General features: G+C 72.5%; 19 protein-coding genes and 1 pseudogene. 8 read left to right on the top strand and 12 right to left on the bottom strand.

Going from position 1 to position 22,921, the window contains the following annotated elements; all coding sequences use genetic code 11:
- Positions 1 to 170 precede the first annotated feature (170 nt).
- Positions 171 to 505: pseudogene (locus tag QIS96_RS12895) on the top strand (MBL fold metallo-hydrolase); the annotation flags it as partial.
- 101 nt (positions 506 to 606) lie between these two features.
- Here the strand turns inward: QIS96_RS12895 and QIS96_RS12890 are convergent.
- Positions 607 to 1,662 carry an NUDIX hydrolase gene (locus tag QIS96_RS12890; protein ID WP_282542652.1) on the bottom strand — a complete coding sequence of 352 codons (1,056 nt, stop codon included), beginning with the start codon at positions 1,660 to 1,662 and terminating at the stop codon, positions 607 to 609.
- Positions 1,663 to 2,055: 393 nt separating this feature from the next.
- Between QIS96_RS12890 and QIS96_RS12885 the strand changes: the two genes are divergently transcribed.
- Positions 2,056 to 2,238: a hypothetical protein gene (locus tag QIS96_RS12885; protein WP_282542651.1), complete on the top strand. Its 183-nt coding sequence runs from the start codon at positions 2,056 to 2,058 to the stop codon at positions 2,236 to 2,238.
- Between the two features lie 95 nt (positions 2,239 to 2,333).
- Here the strand turns inward: QIS96_RS12885 and QIS96_RS12880 are convergent, their stop codons facing one another.
- The 5 genes from QIS96_RS12880 to QIS96_RS12860 all read right to left on the bottom strand — a co-directional run bounded on the left by QIS96_RS12880 (position 2,334) and on the right by QIS96_RS12860 (position 9,301).
- Positions 2,334 to 2,897 carry a DinB family protein gene (locus QIS96_RS12880; protein WP_282542650.1) on the bottom strand — a complete coding sequence of 188 codons (564 nt, stop codon included), beginning with the start codon at positions 2,895 to 2,897 and terminating at the stop codon, positions 2,334 to 2,336.
- 228 nt (positions 2,898 to 3,125) lie between these two features.
- A complete protein-coding gene (locus QIS96_RS12875; protein ID WP_282542649.1) occupies positions 3,126 to 4,706 on the bottom strand; it encodes an ABC transporter substrate-binding protein in 1,581 nt (526 codons plus the stop codon).
- On the bottom strand, positions 4,703 to 6,679 hold the full coding sequence (locus QIS96_RS12870; RefSeq protein WP_282542648.1) for an ATP-binding protein: 1,977 nt from the start codon (positions 6,677 to 6,679) through the stop codon (positions 4,703 to 4,705). The genes QIS96_RS12875 and QIS96_RS12870 overlap by 4 nt, the downstream gene beginning before the upstream one ends.
- A 240-nt stretch (positions 6,680 to 6,919) precedes the next feature.
- Positions 6,920 to 8,575, bottom strand: coding sequence for a glycine/sarcosine N-methyltransferase (locus QIS96_RS12865; RefSeq protein WP_282542647.1), 1,656 nt, complete (start codon positions 8,573 to 8,575; stop codon positions 6,920 to 6,922).
- Positions 8,576 to 8,863: 288 nt separating this feature from the next.
- Positions 8,864 to 9,301 carry an STAS domain-containing protein gene (locus QIS96_RS12860; protein ID WP_282542646.1) on the bottom strand — a complete coding sequence of 146 codons (438 nt, stop codon included), beginning with the start codon at positions 9,299 to 9,301 and terminating at the stop codon, positions 8,864 to 8,866.
- Positions 9,302 to 9,597: 296 nt separating this feature from the next.
- On the opposite strand from QIS96_RS12860, the gene QIS96_RS12855 reads away from it, so the two are divergent.
- The 3 genes from QIS96_RS12855 to QIS96_RS12845 all read left to right on the top strand — a co-directional run bounded on the left by QIS96_RS12855 (position 9,598) and on the right by QIS96_RS12845 (position 11,926).
- Positions 9,598 to 9,999, top strand: a complete 402-nt coding sequence (locus tag QIS96_RS12855; protein WP_282542645.1) for a DnaJ family domain-containing protein — start codon at positions 9,598 to 9,600, stop codon at positions 9,997 to 9,999.
- Between the two features lie 173 nt (positions 10,000 to 10,172).
- The gene (locus QIS96_RS12850) at positions 10,173 to 10,997 is read left to right on the top strand and encodes a pentapeptide repeat-containing protein (RefSeq protein WP_282542720.1); all 825 of its coding nucleotides are present in this window, start codon (positions 10,173 to 10,175) and stop codon (positions 10,995 to 10,997) included.
- A gap of 110 nt (positions 10,998 to 11,107) precedes the next feature.
- The gene (locus tag QIS96_RS12845) at positions 11,108 to 11,926 is read left to right on the top strand and encodes an ArsR/SmtB family transcription factor (protein ID WP_282542719.1); all 819 of its coding nucleotides are present in this window, start codon (positions 11,108 to 11,110) and stop codon (positions 11,924 to 11,926) included.
- Positions 11,927 to 12,089: 163 nt separating this feature from the next.
- On the opposite strand, the gene QIS96_RS12840 is transcribed toward QIS96_RS12845, so the two are convergent.
- From QIS96_RS12840 to QIS96_RS12830, 3 genes are all read right to left on the bottom strand, one after another.
- Complete coding sequence (locus QIS96_RS12840; protein WP_282542644.1) at positions 12,090 to 13,442, bottom strand: dipeptidase; 1,353 nt, start codon at positions 13,440 to 13,442, stop codon at positions 12,090 to 12,092.
- Between the two features lie 131 nt (positions 13,443 to 13,573).
- Complete coding sequence (locus QIS96_RS12835; protein WP_282542718.1) at positions 13,574 to 14,104, bottom strand: GNAT family N-acetyltransferase; 531 nt, start codon at positions 14,102 to 14,104, stop codon at positions 13,574 to 13,576.
- A gap of 313 nt (positions 14,105 to 14,417) precedes the next feature.
- Positions 14,418 to 15,386, bottom strand: coding sequence for an ROK family protein (locus QIS96_RS12830; RefSeq protein ID WP_282542643.1), 969 nt, complete (start codon positions 15,384 to 15,386; stop codon positions 14,418 to 14,420).
- Between the two features lie 297 nt (positions 15,387 to 15,683).
- Between QIS96_RS12830 and QIS96_RS12825 the strand changes: the two genes are divergently transcribed.
- Together QIS96_RS12825 and QIS96_RS12820 are read left to right on the top strand one after the other, a co-directional pair.
- Positions 15,684 to 16,718 (top strand): LacI family DNA-binding transcriptional regulator, encoded by a 1,035-nt coding sequence (locus QIS96_RS12825; protein ID WP_408907172.1) that lies wholly within the window; start codon positions 15,684 to 15,686, stop codon positions 16,716 to 16,718.
- Positions 16,719 to 16,990: 272 nt separating this feature from the next.
- Entirely contained in the window at positions 16,991 to 17,134 is a 144-nt protein-coding gene (locus QIS96_RS12820; protein ID WP_282542642.1) for a hypothetical protein, read from the top strand.
- Positions 17,135 to 17,217: 83 nt separating this feature from the next.
- On the opposite strand, the gene QIS96_RS12815 is transcribed toward QIS96_RS12820, so the two are convergent.
- Entirely contained in the window at positions 17,218 to 18,459 is a 1,242-nt protein-coding gene (locus QIS96_RS12815; RefSeq protein ID WP_282542641.1) for an MFS transporter, read from the bottom strand.
- Between the two features lie 59 nt (positions 18,460 to 18,518).
- Between QIS96_RS12815 and QIS96_RS12810 the strand changes: the two genes are divergently transcribed.
- Positions 18,519 to 19,601 (top strand): ArsR/SmtB family transcription factor, encoded by a 1,083-nt coding sequence (locus QIS96_RS12810; RefSeq protein ID WP_282542716.1) that lies wholly within the window; start codon positions 18,519 to 18,521, stop codon positions 19,599 to 19,601.
- Here QIS96_RS12810 and QIS96_RS12805 read toward each other — a convergent pair.
- Positions 19,552 to 21,375, bottom strand: a complete 1,824-nt coding sequence (locus QIS96_RS12805) for a serine/threonine-protein kinase (RefSeq protein WP_282542640.1) — start codon at positions 21,373 to 21,375, stop codon at positions 19,552 to 19,554. The genes QIS96_RS12810 and QIS96_RS12805 overlap by 50 nt on opposite strands.
- A gap of 76 nt (positions 21,376 to 21,451) precedes the next feature.
- On the bottom strand, positions 21,452 to 22,741 hold the full coding sequence (locus tag QIS96_RS12800) for a DUF6986 family protein (protein ID WP_282542639.1): 1,290 nt from the start codon (positions 22,739 to 22,741) through the stop codon (positions 21,452 to 21,454).
- Positions 22,742 to 22,921 lie beyond the last annotated feature (180 nt).

The raw sequence follows: 22,921 nt of genomic DNA, 5'->3' as shown, positions 1-22,921 counted from the left end.
CCGCCCCACGAAAGCACCGATCGGGCCGAAAGCACAGGGTCCTCTGCTGACAGCAGAGGACCCTGTGCTTTCGGCTCGCGGCTTCCTACGCTCGTGGCATGACCGAGAACGAGCTGCGCACCCGCCCGGCGGACGTGAACGCAGGTGAGGGTACGAGAGTCGACGTGGGGCGGCCCGGCGTCGTCGACGAGGTCCAGCACGGGGACGTACTGGACTTCGGCGGCGGCGCGCGGATCGTGGGCGCCCCCGGGCACACGGACGGCAGCGTCGGCGTTCATCTCCCGCGCCACAGCGTGCTGTTCACCGGGGACGCGCGATCGCCGTGTCGCCGGTGGACGGGCAGGTGATGCTCGGTGTCTTCAACGTCGACCGGGCCCGAGCCGTGACCTCCTTCCGCGAACTGGCCGCGCTCGACTCGGAGTTGGCCTGTTTCGGGCACGGCGAGCCGGTGCTCACGGGCGCGGGGGCGGTGCTGCGCGCCGCGGCGAGGAGGTACGAGGACTGAGCCCGGCCACAAGCCCGAGCCCTGACACTCCCGCTCAGACCGCTGGCCTCGTACCCCCGCTCGCGCCGCTCCCCTCGTACCCCCGGCTCGCACCGCTCGACTCAGCCCACCGGCATCCCCGCCTCCAGGTACAGCGGTCGGCCCTGCCGTTTGGCGCGCAGCGCCCAGCGCAGACGCTCGTAACGCACCGGGGGCAGGAGGCTCGCCGCCTCCTGTTCGGTGACGAAGCGACAGTCGCGGAGCTCCGGGCCGGGCAGCAGAACGCGTTCCGCGGCGGCGCTGTCGAGGCGTCCGCCGTCGAAGAGCAGCCGCATCCCGCCGTACCCCGGAGGCTGCGGGGCCTCCCAGTCGATCAGCAACAGGCTCGGCACCCGGTCGAGTCGGATGCCGGTCTCCTCGGCGACCTCGCGCACCCCCGCCGCCGCGGGCGCCTCACCGGACTCGACGACGCCGCCCGGGAACTCCCAGCCGGCCTTGTACGTGGGGTCGACGAGCAGCACCCGCTCCTGCTCGTCGAAGAGCAGCACGCCCGAGGCGAGAGTCTCGGCGGTGGGCTCCGGGGTCTGCACGATGTCGCACAGCCCCCCGTCCCCGCTGCGCACAGCCTCGGCGATCCGCTCGGCCGTCTCGTACGGGGAGAGGGCACTCGTGTCGACGGGATGGGCGTCGCCCGTGAGCCAATCGGCCAGCGCCGCCCGGTACGGCTCGATGTGGTCGTACGCCCACTGGCGGACCCGCTCCTCCACGTCCCCGGCATCCGGTACGGACTCGGGGTCGGGGGCGGGGCGGTCGGCTATGCGTGCGCGCAGGATCGTTTCGGCCGGGGTGAGCAGTACGTGGCGTACGGCGATGCGGCGGGCGGCGAGGCCGCCGAAGATCTCGTCGCGGTACTCCTGGCGGAGCAGGGTCATGGGGACGACGAGGACACCGCCGACCTCGTGGAGCAGGGCAGCGGCGGTGTCGACGACGAGTCGCCGCCAGATCGCCAGGTCCTGAAAGTCGCTCACTTCGTCCAGATGCTTCTGGGGCAACAGATGGCGCAGCCCGCGGCCGATGACCTCGGGGTCGAAGAGCGTGCTGTTCGGGATCAGTTCGACAAGGTCGTGTGCGGCAGCGGACTTGCCCGCACCGAACGCACCGTTGATCCAGATGATCACGGTTCCCCCTCTTCTCTTGGCCCACTGTGGCTTGCCCGTTCCACCGTGCCGGGAAAACCACGACGCCTCTCGTCCCGCGTTCACGCGGGTGCGGAAAAAAATTCACGGTGACCGTCCGGCAGGAGCCCCGGGCACCGTCAGATCAGGGCACACCTTAGAGCTCGTTCCTGGTGAGGGATTCGCGCGGGGGCGGGCACGACGCCCGCCGGAATAGCCCGGGGAATGGGAAGTGTTCACAACTCCCGGACAGCACAGTCTTGTTGGGCATTTTCGGTGAGGACCAGCAGCGGTCGCGGAAGTCCCGGGGAATTCACCGACGGCACGGAACGGTCGGCATATGCCGTGTGTCCGGATGACTACGGAGTGTCGGACCAGCGGCCTAGGGTCGGCCGTATGTCCCCCCTTTACGACCCTCTTGATCGCACGCGCTCCGCCGCCGAGCTCAATGCGGAGATTCGCGCGTTGTGGCCGCAGGGCTCGGCGAGTTTGTCCGGGGAACAGCGCGCGGAGTACGAACGACTTGTGGTGCGGTGGTCGGCCCAACTCGCCTATGAGCGGCTTGCATTGGACGTGTGAATGGCATAGCGACGGCGGCGCCGGTTGTTCGGGCCGCCGGCCAACGGCTCGGTAATTGCGGGCCGTTGGCCGACCTCTCGTATCCCGGCTGAAGTTCAGGCGCCGACTGTTCCGTCGACGCCTTCCCGCAGGAAGTCGGCGTGGCCGTTGTGGCGGCCGTACTCGAGCAGGACGTGGACCATCACCATCCGCAGGGAGACCTTCTCGCCCCACCGTGGCTGATATCCGGCCACATCGAGGGAGTCGGCGGCGCGCTCGATCCGGCGGGAGGTCTCGACCTCGGCCTCCCAGGCGGCGAAGGCCTCGGCGCGGGTGGCTTCGCTCGCGTCGTACGCGGCCTGGAAGTCGATCTCGTCGGACCACACCAGGGGCACGTCCGGGTCCTCGAACGACCGGCGGAACCAGGCGCGTTCGACCTCGGCCAGGTGGCGCACGAGGCCGAGCAGGGAGAGCGTGGACGGTGACATGGACTGCCGACGCAGTTCGTCGTCGGTCAGGCCCGCGCACTTCATGGCGAGGGTCGCCCGCTGGTAGTCGAGGAAGGCACGCAGCGTCTCGCGTTCGCCACCGAGCTTCGGCGGGGCGACGCGCGGGTCCTGGTCACGACCCTGGTTCTGGTTCTGGTTCTGGTTCTGGTTCTGGTTCTGGTGAGAGGTCATGCCCACCCTGGTATCACAAGGACGAGCCACACCGCGGCCGATACGACGGCGCCCACGAGCCCTCCGCACAGCATGAGTTGGCGGAAGAGCCGCGTCCGCCTCGACGTCCGGGGCGGCCGCCAGGACGAGCGCGCCGTCGGTGGAGAAGGGGCCCACGTCGACCACCGTCGCGGCCCCCGACAGCACCCGTCGCGCCCCCGACAGCACCGCCACCGCTGCCCCGGACAACTACGGGTACAGCGCCTCCTCGTACGCGAAGCGTCCGTCCTTCCCGCCCGGCCGGTGGAGGCGGACCAGGGCCATCGGGCGATCGACGGGCTCGCCGGTCTGCTCGTGGAAGGCGATCTCGCCGGTGACGCCGCGGACGACGTTGCCGTTGTTGAGCTGACCGAGCTCCGCGCGCACATCGGCGGCGACGTCCTTGCTGCCCGGATAGTGCGCGTACGCGGCTCGCGCGGCGCGGCCCACGGCGAGCACCGCGTCGTGCCCGAGCATGGCCTGCCCGTCGGCGAGGGAGGCGGGGGTGCCGCCGCGTACGGCGAAGTAGTCGCGTTCGAACCTCGGGTACGGGGAGTTGGCGCCGTCGCCGTACGTCTTCGCGGCGACGCGGGGGTGGGTGAACGCGGTGTAGAGGACCTTCATGCCGGAGGCGGCCCAGCGTTCGTCGAGGGTGCGGAGCTCCTCGCTGTGGCTCGCGCCGGTCGTGTCGAAGTAGACGCCGACCGCGCTGGAGCCGGAGACGAGGGTCACCGGGCAGCTGCGGCCGCCCTCCCCCGCCGCCTCGATCAGGCTGCGGATCTCCCGGCCGCGGCCCGCGAAGTACACGGCGTCGGGCCGCTGTTCGCCCTCGCGGCAGATCTTGTCGGCGGCGCCGTGCAGGGCGTTGCCCGCGCCGCCACCCGCGTCGGACCAGACGGGGATGAAGCCGGGGCGGACGTGCACGCCGCGCTTCTTCGCCGCTTTCTCGAAGGTCTCCTTCAGCGCCTTGTTGTAGCCGTCGTCCTCCTTGCGGTCCCATACCACCTGCACGTCGTAGTCGGCCTTCTCGCCCCTCTTCCGGGCGGCGGACTCGGCGGCGTCCTGCTCCTTCTTCAGGTACGCGGCGGCCGCCTGGGCCTGGTCGCTCGCCGGGAACGAGACGCGGAAGAAACCGGCCCTCGCCGAGACGAACTGGTCGGCGGCGACGGTCGCGCCGACCGTCGGGATCCCGGCGTCGCGCAGCCGTCGAACGGCTTTCAGGGTGCGGGAGTTGGACTGGCCGACGCCGACGACGGCGGCGAGGCGCTCGGTCTTCCGGAGCTCCAGGATGTCGGTGACGACGTCGTCGGCGTGGGCGTCGCCGTTGCCGGTGTTGGCGAGCAGCAGCCGGATGCGGGGCAAGGTGCCGCGTTCCTGGTTGACGGTGCGCTGGGCGAGGTGGGCGCCGGTGACGGCCTCCAGGGTGGTTTCCTTGCCGCGGTCGGCGGAGCCGCCGGACATGGACTCCATGTGGACGACGGTGACGGGCTTCTCGTCCGCGACGCGCTGGTTCTCCCGGTGGATCTTCTCGCTGATGTCGGCGAGCCCGGGGAAGGGGTGCTCGCCGTCGCTGAGGCCGATGCACTGGCCGTCGGACGTCTCGGCGATGCCGTCGGCGCACTCGGGCTGCCGGATCAGCAGGAAGTAGCCGGCGACGGCCGCGACCAGCACGGCGAACGCCACAGCCAGGGCGCGCAGTCCTCGTCTGCGGGGCGCGCTCGGCGGGCGTATGACGGGGGCGTTGCCTGAAGGGCTGGTCGGAGGGGTGGTCGGCGGGGTCGGAGGGGTCACGTCCACGGCTCCTTGCTGTACTGCAGCGCCTTCTGCAGGAGCGTCGCCACCCAGACGACGTCCCCGGTGTGCGCCGCGGCCAGGGTGTTGAAGCGGGCGTTGATCTCGGGGTACAGCTCGGCGTACGGGTCGGCGAGCGGGTCTCCGTACGGGTCGCGGACCAGGTCGGTGGCCGGGTCCTCGGGCGGTTCGGGGCTGATCCAACTAGCCGCGAGGAGCCGGGTGATGGTGCGCAGACGCGGGCCGACCGAGTCGTCGTCGAGGTGCCGTACGAGGGACTCGTACCGCAGCCACGGCCGGTGCTCGTCCGCCTCGCGCGGGGCGGGCAGCGGGGCGCGCCGCAGTCGGCACAGGGCGGCGCACCAGTCGCGGACGTCGCCGGAGCCGAAGGTGTCGTCCAAGTGGGCGGCGGCGAAGGGTAGTTCGCCGAGGGCGAGGGCGTGGTAGGCCTCGGCGAGGCGGTCGCCGCGGGCGCAGGCGGCGGCGCGCCGTCGGGTGTGTTCGGCGGCCGGGTCTGCGAGGCCGCCGAGAAGGAGTCGGCGCAGGACGGGGTGGGGGACGCCGGGGCCGCCGTCGCGCCGTTCCTCGCCGGTGTCGATGTGCAGGGTGCGCAGCGGGTCGGAGCAGAACTCGAAGAGCCCGGCGGGCGGTCCTGCGGCGCCTTCGGGCATGCCGTCGGAGACGAGGGACTCGGCGAGGTCGGGGCAGGCGGAGGCCTGTTTGAGGATGCGCCGCAGTTCGTGCGAGAGGCCGAGCGGAAGGAGCCGGTCGAGTAACTGGCCGCTGTGCGGGCCGGGTTCGAGTACGCGGCGCAGCCGTTCGTCCCAGGGGGTGGTGGGGCTGCCGTCGAGGAGTTCGGCGAGGACGTGGCTGGTGGCGGCGGGGTGGCCGTGGGTGAGTTCGTGCACGATCCAGCCGAGCCAGCTCACGCCGACGGCACCGAGCGCGGGCGGCCCGGTGGGTGCGGGCACGGCGCCGACGACCTCGGCGGCCTGTTCCTGGACCTCGGCGCGGGTGAGGTTGCGCAGCCGCCCGAGGACGTGGCCGCTCTCCAGCGGTTCGGGGGCGAAGGGCTCGCCGGGCGGCCACAACCCGAGGGCGGCGGGGCCGGGTTGGGGTGCGGCGCCCGGGTAGCTGCCGGTGGCGGCGATGACGACGAGCGGGTCGCCGGGGTGGGGTGTGCGGGCGGCGTCGAGGAGTGCGAGGAAGCGCCGGCCGAGTGGGTTGTCGACATTGTCGAGGAGGAGCAGGCAGCGGGCGGCCCACTCCTTCCCTTCGTAGGCGCGCACCAGGTCGGTGAGGAAGGTGTCGAAGATCTCGCGCTCGGCCCGGCCTTGCGCGCCGCGCTCGGTGACGTGGTAGTCGCTGCTGACGGCGACGAGTTTGTCCAGGGCCGAGACCGTGGAGGTGAGGCTGGTGCGGGTGCCGAGCGCGGTCTGCATGCGGCCCCAGGCCCTGGTCCGTTCGGCCAGCGGGATCAGTTGCAGCACGGCGGTGGCGAGCGGCGGCAGGCCGACGAGCGGGCCGGCGATCTGGCCGACCTCGATGGCGGTGGCGAGGCGTTTGCCGAGCGGGATGGCGAGGGCCTCGGCCATGGCGCGGCGGGCGTCCTCGCGGCCCATGTGGTCGACGGGCACGGTGAGCGCCTTGCGGGTCAACTCGCAGCCGTGGAAGGTGAGTTGGGGCGGGTCGGCGCGGCGCGCCTGGAGGGTGAACGCCACTTCGTGCAGCACGTCGACGGGCTGTTTGTCGCTCTGTGCGAACCGTGCCAGGTCGAGGTGGGCCATGGGAAGGAGTGCGCTGCTGCCGGCGAGCGCTTCAAGGAGGGTGGTCTTGCCGCTGCCGCGCGGGCCGAGGAGGAGCGTGCAGGGTGCGGCGGGGGCGGCGGCCTGCCCCTGCGGCAGCACCCGGGCTTTCAGGTACGTGTGCACGGCCCGGTCCCGCGTGGACCTGCCCGGCCATTGCTGCGCCATGCTCCGCCCTCTCGCGCACGGCCGCCACGACGGTGTGGCGGCTTCGCAGAGGATCAATATCGCGGCGCGCCCCGGGGGGTGCAAGCGGCTTTCTGAATTGCCGTCACATGGCGTCGGTCACAGCCGGTGCAAGCCAACTCCCTTGCTGTGCGGCGCATTTCAGCCAGAGGCAAGGGGAGGCGGCGCGGCGGGCGCCCACGCACGGCTCGCGGTGCATGGGCGCCACGGTCGGTCTCCGGGTCAGCCGCGGACGAAGTGGAAGATCCCCCACGTCAGATGGCCGCTCCGGCCGCCGTCGACCCAGTGGCCGAGGCCCTTCTTCATCTGGGCGAGGTAGTCGTGGCTCACTTCGCGGGCGAGGCCCTCCCGCTCCTGCCGGGTGGTTTCGGCGAGCACGCGCGCGTAGTGCGTGGAGAGTTGCTCGCGGTGTTCCTCGAAGCCCTCGACGTCGGCCGGGTCGCCGGGGGTGAAGCCGAGGGCGGCCAGTTCTCGCCGGTAGAAGGCGGGTGAGCCCATGTCGTCGAGGTGGATGCGGTCCAGGATCGGCTGGAGCACTCCGGGCGGGCAGTCGTCCGTGGCCATCGGGTCGGTGAAGATCAGCCGTCCGCCCGGCTTGAGGACGCGGGCTATCTCCTGCAGCACCCCGGCGCGGTTGCCGCTGTGCAGGAAGGCGTCCTGGGACCAGACGACGTCGACCTCGGCGTCTCCGTACGGGATGTTCTCGAAGGAGCCGTCGACGACCTCGATGCGGTCGGTGAGGCCGCGGGCCGCGTTGAGCTGGCGGTGGCGCTGGTTCTCGACCTCGCTGAGGTTGAGCGCGAGTACCTTGCAGCCGTACCGCTCGGCGAGGAGCCGCGCGGAGCCACCGTAGCCGGAGCCGAGGTCGAGGACCACGGAGTCCTTCGTCAGCGGGAGTTTGCCCGCCATCCGCTCGACCGTGCGGCGGCTCGCGTCGGCGATGGGTTCGCCGGGTTGCTCGTAGAGGCCGATGTGGATGTCCTCGCCGCCCCACACCTTGGCGTAGAAGGTGTCGGCGTCGGGCGAGTTGTAGTAGGTGCGGGCGGTGTTGACGGCGCCGGAGTAGCGGGCGTCCGCGGCGTCGTCGGCGCGGTACTCCTTCTCCGCGACGTGGACGAAGAAGTCGGGCTGTTCGCCGCGGTAGGTGTGCTGGAAGTCGCCGTAGGTGTCGACGCGTTGGAAGCCCACGTCGGTCATGAGCTTGCGGGTGTAGTCCTTGCGCAGCGGGAACATGTTGAGGTGGTACACGGACTCGTCCGGGAACCGGTACCGCATGCGGCACAGCCCGTCGTCCACGTACTCGGGCTCCACCTCGACGTCCTCGCCGCAGTAGTAGTACTTGTGCTTGCTGGTGTAGCCGTCGTCGAGGATCGCGTCGTAGTTGCGCTGGTCGAGGACGAGGATGCCGTCGTGTTTCAGCATCGCGTAGAACTCGGCGAGGGCCTTGCGGCGGTCGCGTTCCGCGAAGAGGTGGGTGAAGGAGTTGCCGAGGCACACGATGGCGTCGTACTCGCCGTGCACGTCGCGGTTGAGCCAGCGCCAGTCGGCCTGCACCACGCGCATGATGTGGCCGTCCTTCATGCCGTTGGCGAAGGCTTTGGAGAGCATCTCCGCGCTGCCGTCGGCGCTGACGGTCTCGAAGCCGGAGGCGAGCAGCCGCACGGAGTGGAATCCGGTGCCGGTCGCCACGTCGAGGACGCTCTTCACGCCTCGTTTGCGCAGCAGGTCGACGAAGAAGTTGCCTTCGCTCTCCTCTCGTTTCTGCCAGTCGATGAGCGAGTCCCACTTCTCGACGAAGCTGGGGACGTATTCCTCCGTGTAGTGGCCGGTTTGCCTGACTGCGACAGGGTTGTCGCCGAACTCCTGGGCCGGTCGCACGATGGTGGAGAACCCTTCGATTGTCGGTTGCCGAGCGTTTGCGGACACTCAGTGCATACGTCGGCGCCGCGGGCGGACCCGGGGCGCCCGAGGTACATCGCTATCCAGACCCGACGGGTTCATCCCTGCAACCGCCGTATACATGGCCGGAGTTGCAGCCTCGGCAGGTGAAGCGCGGCGTGTCGGCCAGCGATCGGCGGATCGGGGCCGGAACGGTACGTACACGGGACCGGGACGGTACGTACACGGGGTCGCGGCGGCCCGCCCGCAGGTACGGAGAGGCGCGGGTCAGCCTTCGCCGACCGGCTCGCGCTGGTCCTGCGCGCCGGTGTCGTCGCGGTGCGGCGGCCAGTCGGGGCGGTGCGCCTCGGGGAGGTCGGCGAGCGCCTGGGCGACGGTGCGGCGAACGGGCAGCAGTTCCGTGCTGCCGGTCTGCGCGAGGAGTTCGGCGAGGCGGCGGCCGACCCCGGCGAGGATCAGCAGGCCGCCGCGCCGGGCGAGCAGCCAGCGGATGGCGAGCAGGCAGTTGAGGCCGCGCGAGTCGCAGAACGCGAGGGCCGTGACGTCCAGGACGAGGTGCACCCGGCCGGCGGCGACGCTCGCGCCGAGGGTGCTGAGGAAGAACTGCTCGACGTTGTGGTCGAGTTCGCCGCTGACCCGCAGGACGGCGGAGTCTGCACGGGCGGAGAGCTCGGTGATGGTCAGGCGGTGGCTCTGCGTGGTCATCGCTCCTCCGTCCGGCTGCCGGTCGAGCGCGCGTTCTCGTGCGCTCCGGGGCAGGCCACGGCGCCGCTCTGGTCCACTGCGCCCCCATTGCGCCGTCACACTCCCCCGCACCGCCAACCTACGTCCACATCCGGGGTGTTGGGGCGACATCGCGCCATTTCCCGGCCGAACCCCCCGCGAATCACGCACTACCAGCACGGACACTGTCGTACGCACACCACGCACCGACGCGCGGGCGCGGGCCGTCGTACGGTTGAGGAAGGCGTAGTCAGGCAGTCCTCCGAGAGGAGCGCAAGGTGACCGAGCGGAAACCCCCTGGTGTCAGCTTCGAGTCCTGGGTCGACAAGCAGATCCGGGAGGCGGAGGAGCGCGGCGACTTCGCCGACCTGCCCGGCATCGGCCGCCCGCTCCCCGACCTCGACCGGCCGTACGACGAGATGTGGTGGCTGAAAGAGAAGATGCGCCGCGAGAACGTCTCCGTGCTCCCGCCCGCGCTCGCGCTCCGCAAGGAGGCCGAGGAGGCGCTCGCCGCGGCGGAGGCGGCGCCGACGGAGGCGACCGCGCGCAGCATCCTCACGGAGATCAACAAGAAGATCTCCGCCACCCTGCTCCGCCCGCCGCCCGGCCCACCGCTCGGCATCAAGCCGTACGACGTGGACGAGGTGCTCGCGCGCCGGCGCACCGCACGCGAGGGCTGAGCACGAGCTCTCAAGGACGGCCGGGCCGGTCCGCCGGTCGGGGACAATGGGCGTCCCGCACACTTCGCAGCACCTGGAGACCCGCCGCCTTGTCGCAGCAGCCCGCAGCCGCCGACCCTGACCACCGCGCGCGAGCGGAGGCAGAGGCCACCGAGGCCGCCCGGAGCGAGCTGATGGCGGACTGCTCCTCCTGCTTCGGGCTCTGCTGCGTGGCCCTGCCGTTCGCCGCCTCGTCGGACTTCGCCGCGAACAAGGCCGCGGGCACGCCCTGCGGCAATCTGCGCACCGACTTCAGCTGCGGCATCCACGCCCGGCTGCGCGAGAGCGGCTACCCGGGCTGCACGGTCTACGACTGCTTCGGCGCGGGCCAGCAGGTCTCGCAGGTGACGTTCGGCGGCCGCGACTGGCGGGCCGAGCCGGACAAGGCGCAGCAGATGTTCGCGACGTTCCCGGTCATGCGCCACCTGCACGAACTGCTCTGGTACGTGAACGAGGCCCTGGCCCTGCCGACCTCCGGGCCCGTGCGGGCGGAGCTCCGGCGCGCCCGGGACGACGTGCGGGAGCTGACCCGCGCGGACGCCGAGACGGTCCTCGCGGTCGACGTGCCGGCCCTGCGCGGCGAGCTCAACACCCTGCTGCTGCGGGCGAGCGAACTGGCCCGCGCCGCCGTACCGGAGAAGCAGCAGCCCGACCAGAAGCGCACAAAGCCCCGCAAGAGCAAGAACCACCGCGGGGCCGACCTCATCGGCGCCCGCCTCCGCCGAGCCGACCTGGGCGGCGCCAACCTCCGCGGCGCCCTCCTGATCGCCGCCGACCTCACGGGCGCCGATCTGCGCACGGCCGACGTCATCGGCGCCGACCTCCGCGACGCCGACCTGTCGGGGGCGGATCTGCGCGGCGCACTGTTCCTGACCCAGGCGCAGGTGAACGCGGCGCGGGGCGACGAGGGCACCCGGCTGCCGGACACGGTCACGCGCCCCGGCCACTGGACGGCCTGAACAAGCCGCACGGACAGCGCTCACTCTCGGCCACGCTTGAGCGGACAGCCCTCACCCTCAGCCACGCTTGATGGGCAACCAAATGGTTGCCTATAGTGGTGGGCGTGACGATGGACGACGTGTTCCGCGCGCTCGCCGATCCGAGTCGCCGGGCCCTGCTCGACCGGCTGAACGACCGCAACGGGCAGAGCCTGCGCGAGCTGGGCGAGGGGCTCGGCATGAGCCGGCAGGCGGTCAGCAAGCACCTGACGGTCCTGGAGTCGGCGCGGCTGATATCGACCGTCCGGCAGGGCCGCGAAAAGCTGCACCACCTCAACCCGGTCCCGATCCAGGAGATCGCCGACCGCTGGATCGGCCAGTACGAACGGGGCCGCCTGGCGAGCCTCTCCCGCCTCAAGCGGAACCTCGAAGAAAGCGCAGGAACCACCATGAGCAAGCCCGAGTTCGTCTACGTGACGTACATCCAGACCACCCCGGAGAAGCTCTACGAGGCGCTCACCGACTGGGAGTTCATCAAGGAGTACATGGGCGGCTGGGGTCCGCAGTCCAGCTGGGAGATCGGCTCCACCGTCAAGTGGAAGATGGGCCCCGACGGCGAGGCGGAGGAGCTCGGCCAGCGCGTGCTGGAGGCCGTCCCCGGCCGGCGGCTCTCGTACACCTGGCACACGCTGCAGCCCATGCACCGCGAGATGATCGGCATCACCTCGGACGAGGAGTGGGAACAAGCCGTGAAGGAGCGCTCCCGCGTCACGTTCGACATCGAGCCCGCCGAGGAGGCCGAGGCCGGGGTGAAGCTGACGATCACGCACGACGGCTTCGACAGCGCGGACAGCAAGATGCTGGAGAGCGTCAGCGGCGGCTGGGTCATGATCCTCTCGGCCCTCAAGACCCTCCTGGAGGGCGGCCGACGCCTCGCCGACCAGCACTGACCCCTTATCCGGGCGGGGAGTTGGAGGAGCCGGGAGCCGGAAGTTGGGGGCGGGGAGCTGGAGGGGCGGGGAAGTCCGGGCCTCATCGGACTTCCCCGCCCGCTCTGCGGCCCGCCGGCCCATGGTGGCCGGGGACCGGTCTGCGGGGCCCGCACCCGTCGGGTCAACGGCGGCGGGCGGTCGCGTACTCGCGTAAGAACAGAGCCTCCACCTGCGCCATGTGCTCGATCTCCGTGGGGTCGACGCTCTCGTCCGGCGCATGGATCAGGCAGCGCGGCTCCTCCACGCCCATGAGGACGATCTCGGCGCGCGGGTACGCCGCGGCGAGCACGTTGCACAGCGGGATGGAGCCGCCCTGGCCGAGGAACGCCGGCGGCCGCCCGTACACCTGGCCCATGGCGGAGCCGAGCGCCGCGTACGCGGGCCCGTCGGTGGCGGCGCGGAACGGCGCGCCGACGCCCTCCGGCTCGACCGTGACCCGCGCACCCCACGGCGCGGCCTCGGCGAGGTGCTCGGTGAGCGCGGCAAGGGCGGCGGCAGGTTCGGTCCCCGGCGGGACGCGGAGGCTGACGCGGGCGCGGGCACGCGCGGGGACGGCGGACGCGGAGCCGACGACGGGTGGGCAGTCGAGGCCGAGGACGGTGACGGCGGGACGGGCCCACAGCCGGTCGGCGACCGTTCCGGTCCCGGTGAGGCGCACGCCGTCCAGGACTCCGGCGTCGGCCCGGAACTGCGCCTCTTCGTAGTCCACACCCTCCCAACTGCCCTCGCAGTCAAGGCCGTTGATGCGGGTCGCGCCGGTCTCCGGGTCGCGGAGCGCGGCCAGCATCTGGATGAGCGCGGCGAGCGCGTCCGGTGCGGGTCCGCCGAACATGCCCGAGTGCACATCGCCGCGGAGCGTCTCGACGGTGACGGTCAGGGCGGCCAGGCCGCGCAGTGTGATGGTCGCGGTGCCGGTGCCGACCTCGACGTTGCCGGTGTCGCAGACGAGCAGCGCGTCGGCGAGGAACTGCTCCGGATGCTCCGCCACATAGCGCTCCAGGCCGCCCGTGCCCTGCTCCTCGGAGCCCTCCGCGACGAACTTCAGGCCTACGGGGAGTTCATCGCCGAGCGCCCGCAGCGCGGTCAGGTGCATCACGATGTTGCCCTTGCAGTCCGCCGCGCCCCGCCCGTACCAGCGCCCGTCGCGCTCGGTCAGCGTGAACGGCGGCGAGGTCCAGGCGCTGTCGTCGAGCGGAGGCTGCACGTCGTAGTGGCAGTAGAGGAGCACCGTGGGCGCGCCGCGCGGGGCCGGACAGTGGCCGAGGACGGCGTGGCTGCCGTCGGGGGTCTCGGCTAGGTGCACGTCCCGGAGCCCCACCTCGGCGAACGCGTCGGCGACCCACTGGGCGGCCCTTCGGCACTCCTGCGGCGGGTACTGGCGGGGGTCCGCGACCGAGGGGATGGCGACGAGCTCCGCGAGATCCTGCCGGGCGCGCGGCATCAACGCGGCTATCCTCCCGGCCAGTTCGGTCATCTGCCCTGCCTCACGCTGATGGCGCGGAACGCTCGCGCGTCACGGCGCGCCGAGCACGTCCCCCGACCGTAAACGGCCCGCGCGCCCCCTGCATGTCGGGCGTGTCGCGAGCCGCGCCCGCCGCACAACGGTCAGGCGTCGTGCGTACGCGGTCCCGGTGCGGCGCGGACGGTGAGGAGCCGGGTCGTACTGCCGTCGTCCTCCGCGAAGTCGCGTACGTGGACGAAGCCGAGCCGGCGGAGGACCGCGAGCGAGGCCTCGTTCGGCGCGGCGACGGTGGCGTGCACCTCGGTGAGGCCGAGCGCGCCGAAGCCGTGGGCGACGATCACGCCCGCGAGCTCACTCCCGAGGCCGCGGCCCCAGACGTCGGGGTGCAGGGCGTAGACCAGCTCGTGGCCGCCGGCCCGCTCGGTCGGCTTGATCTCGGCGTGCCCGACCAGGCGCCCCTCGTGGCGCACGGCCCAGACGTCGAAGAGGCGTCGCGCGTACACCTTGCTGAAGATCCGCCCGAACAGGGCCCGGTTCGCGTCCTCGTCAGCCGTGCCGTCGCCCATCCACCGGAACACCCGGGGCTCCTGGAAGAGCGCGACGAAATCCGCCTCGTCCTCGGGGACGTACGGGTCGAGGCGCAGACGGGACGTGCGCAGGCTCGGGGGACGCAGGCCAGAGGTGCCGGGCGCGGGCGGCTCAACTCCTCCTGGCGGATCGGCCGTTGGGGTCACAGGCGAGGTCACAGACAGAGGCACGGGCGAGGTCACGGGCGGGGACGATACCGAGGCCGCGCCGACGCCCGCAAGGCGTTTCGACGGCCTGGACGGAGGGGCCGGACGCAGGGGCTGGGCGCAGGGCCGGACGCAGGCGCCGGACGCGGAGGCCGCACTGCGGGAGATTCCGGTGCCTCCGGAGATCGACGATTCGCGCCAACTCACATACGGTTCGAGGCACTTGGCAAGGGCACCAGGCACCCCTACAGGGTCACGAGCCGCCGCCACCGAGCAGCACGTCACGCTTCCGCTCCCCCGCCCCGAGCGCCGCGGCGGCCGCGCCGATCAGGCCCGCGTCCGTGCCCGTCAGGGCCGGGGTGACGGTCAGGGCGCGGACGAACGACAGCGTGGCGTAGTCGCGCAGCGCGCGGCGCAGCGGCGTGAACAGGACCTCGCCCGACTTGGCCACTCCCCCGCCGATCACCGCGATGTCGATCTCCACGAGCGTCGCCGTCGCGGCGATCCCGGCGGCCAAGGCCTGGGCGGCACGCTCGAAGGACGCGCGCGCCACCGGGTCGCCCGCACGCGCCGCCGCCGCGACCGCCGCCGCCGAGCTGTCCCCGTCCGGCCCCGGGCACCAGCCGTCGCGCACCGCGCGGCGCGCGATGTTCGGGCCGCTCGCGATCCGCTCCACGCAACCGCGCGCCCCGCACGGGCACGGGTCACCGTCCAGGTCCACGCTGATGTGCCCGATGTGCCCGGCGTTGCCCGTCGGGCCGGGGTGGAGTCGGCCGCCGAGCACGAGCCCGCCGCCGACGCCCGTCGAGACGACCATGCACAGCGCGTTGTCGTACCCCTGCGCGGCGCCCTGCCAGTGCTCGGCCGCCGTGATCGCCACACCGTCGCCGATCAGCTCCACCGGCAGCCCGCCACTGGCCGCCACCACCCGCTCGACCAGCGGAAAGTCCCGCCAGCCCGGCACATTGACGGGGCTGACCGTGCCCTTCGAGGCGTCGACGGGCCCCGCGCTGCCGATGCCGAGCGCACGGGCCCGCGGCCAGTACGAGGACGTCGAAAGCTCGGCGACGACGGCCTCGACGGCCCGCATCACCGTCTCGCCCTCCTCCTGCGCCGGGGTCGGACGCTGGGCGCGCACCAGGATCCGCCCGTGCAGGTCCACGAGCGCACCGGCGATCTTGGTGCCGCCGATGTCGAGTGCGGCGACGAGGTCGTTCTGCATCAGAGTCGGATCTCCAGGTGAAGGATCGCCGGGGGCCGCATGGCGAGGCGCCCCGGGTGGGACATGCGGGTCGGATCTCCTGGTGAGCGGGGTGGCGGACCGACCGGGGAACAGTCTCCACCGAGACTGACAACGTTGTCTAGGCTCTATGCTCGACGGCACCAACCCGTCGGGCCGCCCCGGACCGCCCGGAACCGCGTTCCGGACCCGGACGCCCCGGAACGCCCCCGGCGAACGCCGAGCCCGCGGGGCACCGAGCCCCACGGGGCACCGTCGCACCAGAACAGGACAGCACACGTGGCCGAGACCGCCCGCACCGAGCACCGCTACGGCAACCGTCCCACGATGAAGGACGTCGCCGCCCGCGCGGGCGTCGGCCTGAAGACGGTCTCCCGCGTCGTCAACGGCGAACCGGGCGTCACGCCCGACACCGAGCGCCGCGTCCAGGAGGCCATCGAGGCGCTCGGCTTCCGCCGCAACGACAGCGCGCGCGTCCTGCGCAAGGGTCGCACAGCCAGCATCGGTCTCGTACTGGAGGACCTCGCCGACCCGTTCTACGGGCCGCTCAGCCGCGCCGTCGAGGAGGTCGCCCGCGCGCACGGCGCCCTGCTCATCAACGGTTCCAGCGCCGAAGACCCGGACCGCGAACAGGAGTTGGTGCTCGCCCTGTGCGCGCGCCGGGTCGACGGGCTCGTGGTGATTCCGGCCGGTGACGACCACCGCTATCTGGAGCCGGAGCTCAAGGCGGGCGTCGCCACGGTCTTCGTGGACCGCCCCGCCGGGCGGATCGACGCGGACGTGGTGCTCTCCGACAACTTCGGCGGGGCGCGCGACGGCGTCGCCCACCTGATCGCGCACGGCCACCGCAGGATCGGCTTCATCGGCGACCAGCCCCGAATCCACACGGCCGTCGAGCGCCTGCGCGGCTATCACGCGGCGATGTCGGAGGCGGGCCTTCCGGTGCACGACTCCTGGGTGTCGCTCGGCTCCACCGCGCCGGAGCGGGTCCGCACGGCGGCCGAGGCGATCCTCTCCGGCCCGGAGCCGGTCACCGCGATCTTCGCCGGCAACAACCGCGTCACGGTCACGGTCGTACGGATCCTCGCCGACCTCGAACGGCCGGTGGCCCTCGTCGGCTTCGACGACTTCGAGCTGGCCGACCTGCTGCGCCCGGCGGTCACGGTGATCGCCCAGGACGCCGCACAACTGGGCCGCACGGCCGCGGAACGCCTCTTCCACCGACTCGACGGCGCCCCCGACACGGCCCGCCGCATCGAACTGAACACCCGCCTGATCCCCCGCGGCTCGGGGGAACTGCCTCCGGCGAACTGAGGTCCCTGCGAAGTCCTGCGGACGGCGCGAGGGCTGAGGTCGCTCCGATCGCCCTCAAGGCTCGTCCTCAAACGCCGGACGGGCTGATTCTGAACTCCTGCCGGCTCAACGGGCGGCGGAGGTACCGGACTTGGGCCACCGCCAGCCGATCCCAGCCCAACCCGCAGGTCCAGCCCCGCAACGGCACCCGAGGCGGAGCCCAACACGGGACCTGAGGCAGCAACCCCGGGCGGGGACCTGAGCGCCAACCCGGAGCGGCAGCCCACGGAAACGTGGAACCAGGGCCCCGGCGACCCGAACGACACATCGGGCCCGCGCCGGGCCAGGGCAAGTTGCACGGCGACCGCACCCGCGAGCAAGTCCTCGCGGACGCGGCCGACTTGCTCCTGAAGCGCCCGCGCGGCAACCGCGCGTAGCCGGTCGCGTACGGCGGTATGGCGATACGGAGGTACGGCGGTCCAGCAGTACGGCCGTACGGACCGGCCATCTGCCGGAAGCCTCAGCGCGCTGCCTGCCGGCGGCCGGTCAGCACCGCCGCGTGCCGCAACAGGGCCGCCGTCGCACAGACGGCGAGGAGGCCGCACACGCCCGGCCAGCCCGCCACGTCCCAGGCGTGGGCGCCGAGCCAGGAGCCGGCGCTGCCGCCGAGGTAGGCGCAGGTCATGTACGCGGTGGTGAGGCGGCTGCGGGCGTCGTCGCGGAGGCCGAGGACGCGGGTGGTGTTGGCGACCATGCCGCACTGCATGGCCACGTCCAGGAGGAGCGTGCCGAGCACGAGTGCGACCAGGCCGACGGTGCCGCCGCACGTGCCGGCCGCGAGGACCGGGGCGGAGGCGAGCGTGCCGAGCAGGCAGATCAGGTTGACCGGGTCCGGGCCGTGCCGGTCGGTGAGGCGACCCGCGAGCGGGGTGCAGACCATGGTCGCCGCCCCGACGAGGGCGAACAGGCCGACGGCGGAGGGGCCAAGCCCGTACGCCGGGCCGGTGAGCAGCAGGGCGAGGCCCGTCCAGACCGCGGAGAAACCGGCGAACACGGTGGCCTGGTAGAACCCGGAGCGCCGCAACTCCGCTTCGGTGCACAGGAGTTGCAGCGTGCCGGCGAGCAGGGCGAGGTAGGAGCCGGCCGGCGCCGTGGGGGGTGGGGTGGCGGGCAGTGTGCGCGTGAGCACCCAGGCGAGGAACAGGATCACGACGGCGGCGACCAGGTAGGGGGCGCGCCAGCCGAGCCCTTCGGCGAGCGCGCCGCCGAAGGCGCGGGACAGGAGCATTCCGCCGATGGCGCCGCCGGCCAGCATCCCGGACACCTCTCCGCGCCGGTCCGGGGCGACCAGGCCCGCGGCGAGCGGGCCGATCACGGGCGCGGCGACGCTGGTCAGACCTGCGGCACCGGACGCGGCAGCGAGCACCGGCAGCGTCGGAGCGAGCCCGGCCGCGAGCAGCCCGAGGCCGGTCAGGCCGAGCAGGGTCGCGAGGAGCCGCCGGTGCGGAAGCCGGTCGCCCAGCGGTACGAGGAGGAAGTTCCCGGCCGCGTACCCGACTTGGGTGGCGGTGACCGCGAGGGCCGCGGCGTCGGGCGTGACGCCGAGACCGGCGGCGGCCAGCGGGGTCAGGGCCTGCGCGAAGTAGAGGTTTCCCACGGCCACGGCGCAGGTGAGGGCGAGCAGGAGGAGCAGCCTGCGATCCAGAGCGGGGGCACGAGTGCGGGTACGAGTACGAGTGCGCGTCCGCGGCTTCGCTGTCATGCCCCGTATCTCACGGCTCTTCGGCGCTCGCGGGAATGGATGTAGCGTATGGCTCAATGATCAGCAGCTTTGTGCTGGGGGCCGGGGATGTGGCGGACACCCGGTTCGCGCTGTCGCCGTTGTCCGAGACCGTGCTCAGCCTGCGGGTGCTGCGGGATCCCGGTCTGTCGGCGCTGCATCTGCCGTGGCGCAGGGCGGTGGTCGGGCAACTGGCGGCCCTGGACGTGGAGTTGCTGCTTTCGCTGGTCGCCAGGCAGCGCACGCTGCCGGATTTCCTGACCCCGCGCCCGGTCACCCACTTCGCTTCGTTCCCCGAGGAACTGGCCGCCGTACGGGACACTCCGCCCGATGCCGTACGCCGCGGTCTGCGCGACGCGCACGCCCCCCAACCGCTGCCGGAGCCGCTGCGGGCGGCGTCGGCGGAGGCGGCCGGGGGCGGCGACGACGCGGCGGTCCGCGCGCTCACGGATGCGGTCTGTCGCGCTCTGGAGGGCTACTGGGAGGTGGCGATCGCGCCCTGGTGGCCGCAGATCCGGCTTGTCCTTGAGGCCGACATGACGTACCGGGCGCGTCAACTGGCCACCGGCGGAATGCGGTTGATGTTCGCCGACATGCATCCGGATCTGCGGTGGCGGGACGGCGTCCTTGAGATCCACCAGCTGGTCGGCGACGGCTTCCGCACGCGAGGGGCGGGGCGGGGGCTGCTGCTCGTGCCGTCGGTGTTCGCACACAAGCCGGCGCCGCCGGTCACGTCGGAGGTCGCGCCGGTGCTCGCGTATCCCAGCCGTGGGGTGGGGACGCTGTGGGCGGACGCGCCGCCGGGTCCGCCTCCGGGAGCGCTGACCGATCTGCTCGGGGCGACACGGGCGCGGCTGCTCGTACTCCTCGAGGAGCCGCTGGCCACGGTGGAGGTCGCGCGGCGTTTCCGGGTCACGCCGAGCGCGGTGTCGCAGCATCTGCGGGTGCTGTTCGCGACGGGCCTGGTCACCCGCGCCCGGCACGGCCGGCAAGTGCTGTACCGGCGGACGGCGCTCGGCGATCAGCTGGTTGGTGATCAGCTGATCGCCGATCCGCTGGTCGGCGGGGACCGCCTCAGCAGATCGGCAAGCCCGGCAGCGGCTTGTCGTCCTCGCCGCCCTTGATGTAGACGTCGCTGATGAACACGTTGGTGTTGCCGCTGTCGTCGTCGGTCTTGGCCCACCAGACGTTGGTCCAGCCCTGGTACGTCTCGCGGCGGCCCAGGTTCTGCTGGCAGTAGAAATAGTTGGTGCCGGCGTTGAGGACGCCGACCTTGGCGCCGGACGCCGTGTACGAATCGGCCGTGCGCCAGACCGTGCAGTCGTACTTGCCGCCGCCCGCGGGGTGGCAGACCGGGTCCGGTTCCGCGCCGCCGCCCGAGGAGCCGGACGTGCCGGAGCCGGACGTGCCGGAACCGCCCGAGTCGCCGCCGTCCCCGCCGGACGTGCCGCCCGAACCGCCGCCCGTCGTACCGCCGTCGGTCGAACCGCCGCCCGTGACCCCGCCGTCACCCGCGGGCTTCGTGGCGTCCTCGCCCGGCTCGCCTGCCGAGCCGTCGGGTGAACTCTCGGACGGGGACGGCGACTTGTCGCCCTGCTCGGTCGGCTTCGGCTTGCCCGAGCCGGTCGGGCTCGCCTCCTGCGAGGGGGACTCGGGTGCGCTCGGCGAAGCGGTGCCGCCCGCCTCGACGCGCCGCCCGTCACCGCCGGCCAGCCACGCGTACCCACCGCCGCCCGCCGCGAGCACCGCGAGGACGGCCGCGGCGACGATCAGCGTCCGGCGGCGCTTGCGCGGCCCCGGGGCGCCGGGGACCGGAGTGACCAGCGGGGTGTCCGAGCCGTTCGGGGTGTCCAGGCCGCCCCCGGCGTACGGGCCGCCGGGCGGGGGCGTGGCCGGGAAGCCGCCCGAGCCGACCGTGGGAGCACCGTGCACGGGCGGGACCGCACCCGGCGTGGGCGTGGACGCGGGGCGCGCGCCCGGCCGCAGCACCGTCGTGTCGTCGTCCCGCTCCGACTCGGCGACGGCGAGGAGGAGTCGGCGGGCCGTCTCGGCGTCGGGGCGGGCCTGCGGGTCCTTCGCCATGAGCTGCTGCAGGACCGGCGCGAGAGGGCCGGCCTGGACGGGGGCGGGCAGCGGTTCACTGACGATGGCGGTGAGCGTCGACCACGTCGACGTACGACGGAAGGGGGCGTTGCCCTCGACCGTGCCGTAGAGCGTCGCGCCGAGGGCCCAGATGTCGGATGCGGGGCCCGGCTCGTGGCCCTGGGCGCGCTCGGGCGCCAAGTAGTCCAGGGAGCCGACGAGTTCGCCGCTGCGGGTGAGGTTGGTGGAGTTGCCGTCACCCGGGTCGTCGACCATGGCGATGCCGAAGTCGGTGAGGACGACGCGGCCTCCCCCAGAGCCTGGACTACCTGGGCGGGACCCCCATCCCTCGAGGAGGATGTTGCCGGGCTTGACGTCGCGGTGCAGGACTCCGGCCTGGTGGGCGGCGGCGAGGGCCTCCATGACCTTGGCGCCGATCGCGGCGGCCTCGCGCGGCGGGAGCGTGCCGCGCTCGCGCAGGACGTCGTCGAGGGACGGGCCGTCGACCAGCTCCATGACGATCAGCGGGCGGCCGTCGATCTCCGCGACGTCGTGCACGGCGATGACGCCGGTGTGCCGGACCCGGGCGGCGGCTCTGGCCTCGCGCTGCATCCGGGTGCGCAGCGCGGACAGCTCGGCGGCGGCCGCGTCGGTGAAGGTGCGCAGCTCCTTGACGGCGACGGGGCGGCCGAGGACCTCGTCGACGGCGCGCCAGACGACGCCCATGCCGCCGCGGCCGAGCTGTTCCTGGACGCGGTACCGCCCCGCGAGCAGGCGGCCGACGCCGTCACCCTGTTGGTTCTCCCCCGAAGCCACCGCTGCCCCGTTCCTCCGTATGCCTCAAGCCAGACGCGTACAGACTAAGGGGCGGCGGTGGCGCCAGGTGCCGTCGTTACTGGGCCGAGGCCGTGAGGGCCGCGCGGCGCGGCGAGGAGAAGCCCTCGAGGTCGGCTCGGGTGAGGCCGGTGAGGCGGGCGACCTCGGCGATGTCGAGGGCGCCGCAGTCGAGGCCGCGCAGCAGGTAGCCGCTGAGCGCCTTGGCGGTGGCGGGCTCGTCCATCACGTCGCCGTCGACCTGGTTCGCGTAGGCGGCGAGGCGCTTGGCGGCGGCCTCGAAGCCCTCGCGGTAGAAGGCGAACACGGCGGCGTACCGGGTGGGGATGTGCGCCGGGTGCATGTCCCAGCCCTGGTAGTACGCACGGGCCAGGGCGCGCCGGGTCAGGCCGTAGTGCAGCTTCCAGGCCTCGTGGACGTGGGCCGTGGAGCCGACCGGCAGGACGTTGGTGGAGCCGTCGGAGACGCGGACGCCGGTGCCGGCGGCGGCGACCTGCATGATCGCCTTGGCGTGGTCGGCGGCCGGGTGGTCGCTGGCCTGGTACGCGGCGGAGACGCCGAGGCAGGCGCTGTAGTCGAACGTGCCGTAGTGCAGGCCGGTGGCGCGGCCCTCGGCGGCGTCGATCATGCGGGCGACGTTGGCGGTGCCGTCGGCGGCGAGGATGGACTGGCTGGTCTCGATCTGGATCTCGAAGCCGATCCGGCCGGCCTCCAGGCCGCGGGCCTTCTCGAACTCCTCGACGAGCCGGACCATGGCGGTGACCTGCTCGGTGTACGTCACCTTCGGCAGGGTCAGGACGAGTCCCTCGGGCAGGCCGCCCGCCTCCATCAGGCCGGTGAGGAAGACGTCGAGCGTGCGGATGCCGCGGTCGCGGACCGGGGACTCCATGCACTTCATGCGGATGCCCATGTACGGAGCGGCGGTGCCGTTCTCGTAGGCCTCGGCGATGATGCGGGCGGCGCGGGCGGCGTCGTGGTCCTCGTCCTTGCCCTTGTAGCCGTCCTCGAAGTCCACGCGGAGGTCTTCGATCGGCTCGCGCTCCAGCTTGGCGCGCACGCGCGTGTAGACCGGCTCGGCCAGTTCGTCGCTCAGGCCGACGGCCTTGGCGAAGGTCGTGGCGTCCGGGGCGTGCTCGTCGAGCGCGGCGAGCGCCCGGTCGCCCCAGCTGCGGACGGTGTCCGCGTCGAAAACCTCACCCGGCACGTACACGGTGTGGACCGGCTGGCGGGTGCCTGGGTCTCCGGGGTAACGGCGCTCCAACTCGGCGTCCACCGGGGCGAGGGAGGCGCTGATGCCCTCGCTGACCGCACCCGCGAGGCTCGTCGCCACCTGCTCTTGCTGACCCATCCTTACACCCTCCACGTCACGTTTTTCCGCTTCACGGAATCAACAATCCGTATAGCGAAGTTATCTGTGTACCTTCCACCTGGTCAACACCCCCTTTCTCCCTGGACCTGCATCGTTCGTCACTCCGGTCCCATCCGTTCGCTTCTGTCTCGCGCACAGCGGCTCTCCAGGGAGACGCCC

This window comes from Streptomyces cavernicola (assembly GCF_029968035.1).
Lineage (GTDB): Bacteria > Actinomycetota > Actinomycetes > Streptomycetales > Streptomycetaceae > Streptomyces > Streptomyces cavernicola.
This window is presented reverse-complemented; position numbering and strand designations above follow the sequence as displayed.

What these genes read in the sequence shown, in the direction of transcription:
- QIS96_RS12870 (WP_282542648.1), bottom strand. Translation starts at nt 6,679, where the DNA reads ATGGCGCAGCAATGGCCGGGCAGGTCCACGCGGGACCGGGCCGTGCAC.
- QIS96_RS12830 (WP_282542643.1), bottom strand. Translation starts at nt 15,386, where the DNA reads ATGCAGAACGACCTCGTCGCCGCACTCGACATCGGCGGCACCAAGATC.
- QIS96_RS12885 (WP_282542651.1), top strand. Translation starts at nt 2,056, where the DNA reads ATGTCCCCCCTTTACGACCCTCTTGATCGCACGCGCTCCGCCGCCGAG.
- QIS96_RS12845 (WP_282542719.1), top strand. Translation starts at nt 11,108, where the DNA reads ATGGACGACGTGTTCCGCGCGCTCGCCGATCCGAGTCGCCGGGCCCTG.
- QIS96_RS12850 (WP_282542720.1), top strand. Translation starts at nt 10,173, where the DNA reads ATGGCGGACTGCTCCTCCTGCTTCGGGCTCTGCTGCGTGGCCCTGCCG.
- QIS96_RS12800 (WP_282542639.1), bottom strand. Translation starts at nt 22,741, where the DNA reads ATGGGTCAGCAAGAGCAGGTGGCGACGAGCCTCGCGGGTGCGGTCAGC.
- QIS96_RS12815 (WP_282542641.1), bottom strand. Translation starts at nt 18,459, where the DNA reads ATGACAGCGAAGCCGCGGACGCGCACTCGTACTCGTACCCGCACTCGT.
- QIS96_RS12880 (WP_282542650.1), bottom strand. Translation starts at nt 2,897, where the DNA reads ATGACCTCTCACCAGAACCAGAACCAGAACCAGAACCAGAACCAGAAC.
- QIS96_RS12860 (WP_282542646.1), bottom strand. Translation starts at nt 9,301, where the DNA reads ATGACCACGCAGAGCCACCGCCTGACCATCACCGAGCTCTCCGCCCGT.
- QIS96_RS12840 (WP_282542644.1), bottom strand. Translation starts at nt 13,442, where the DNA reads ATGACCGAACTGGCCGGGAGGATAGCCGCGTTGATGCCGCGCGCCCGG.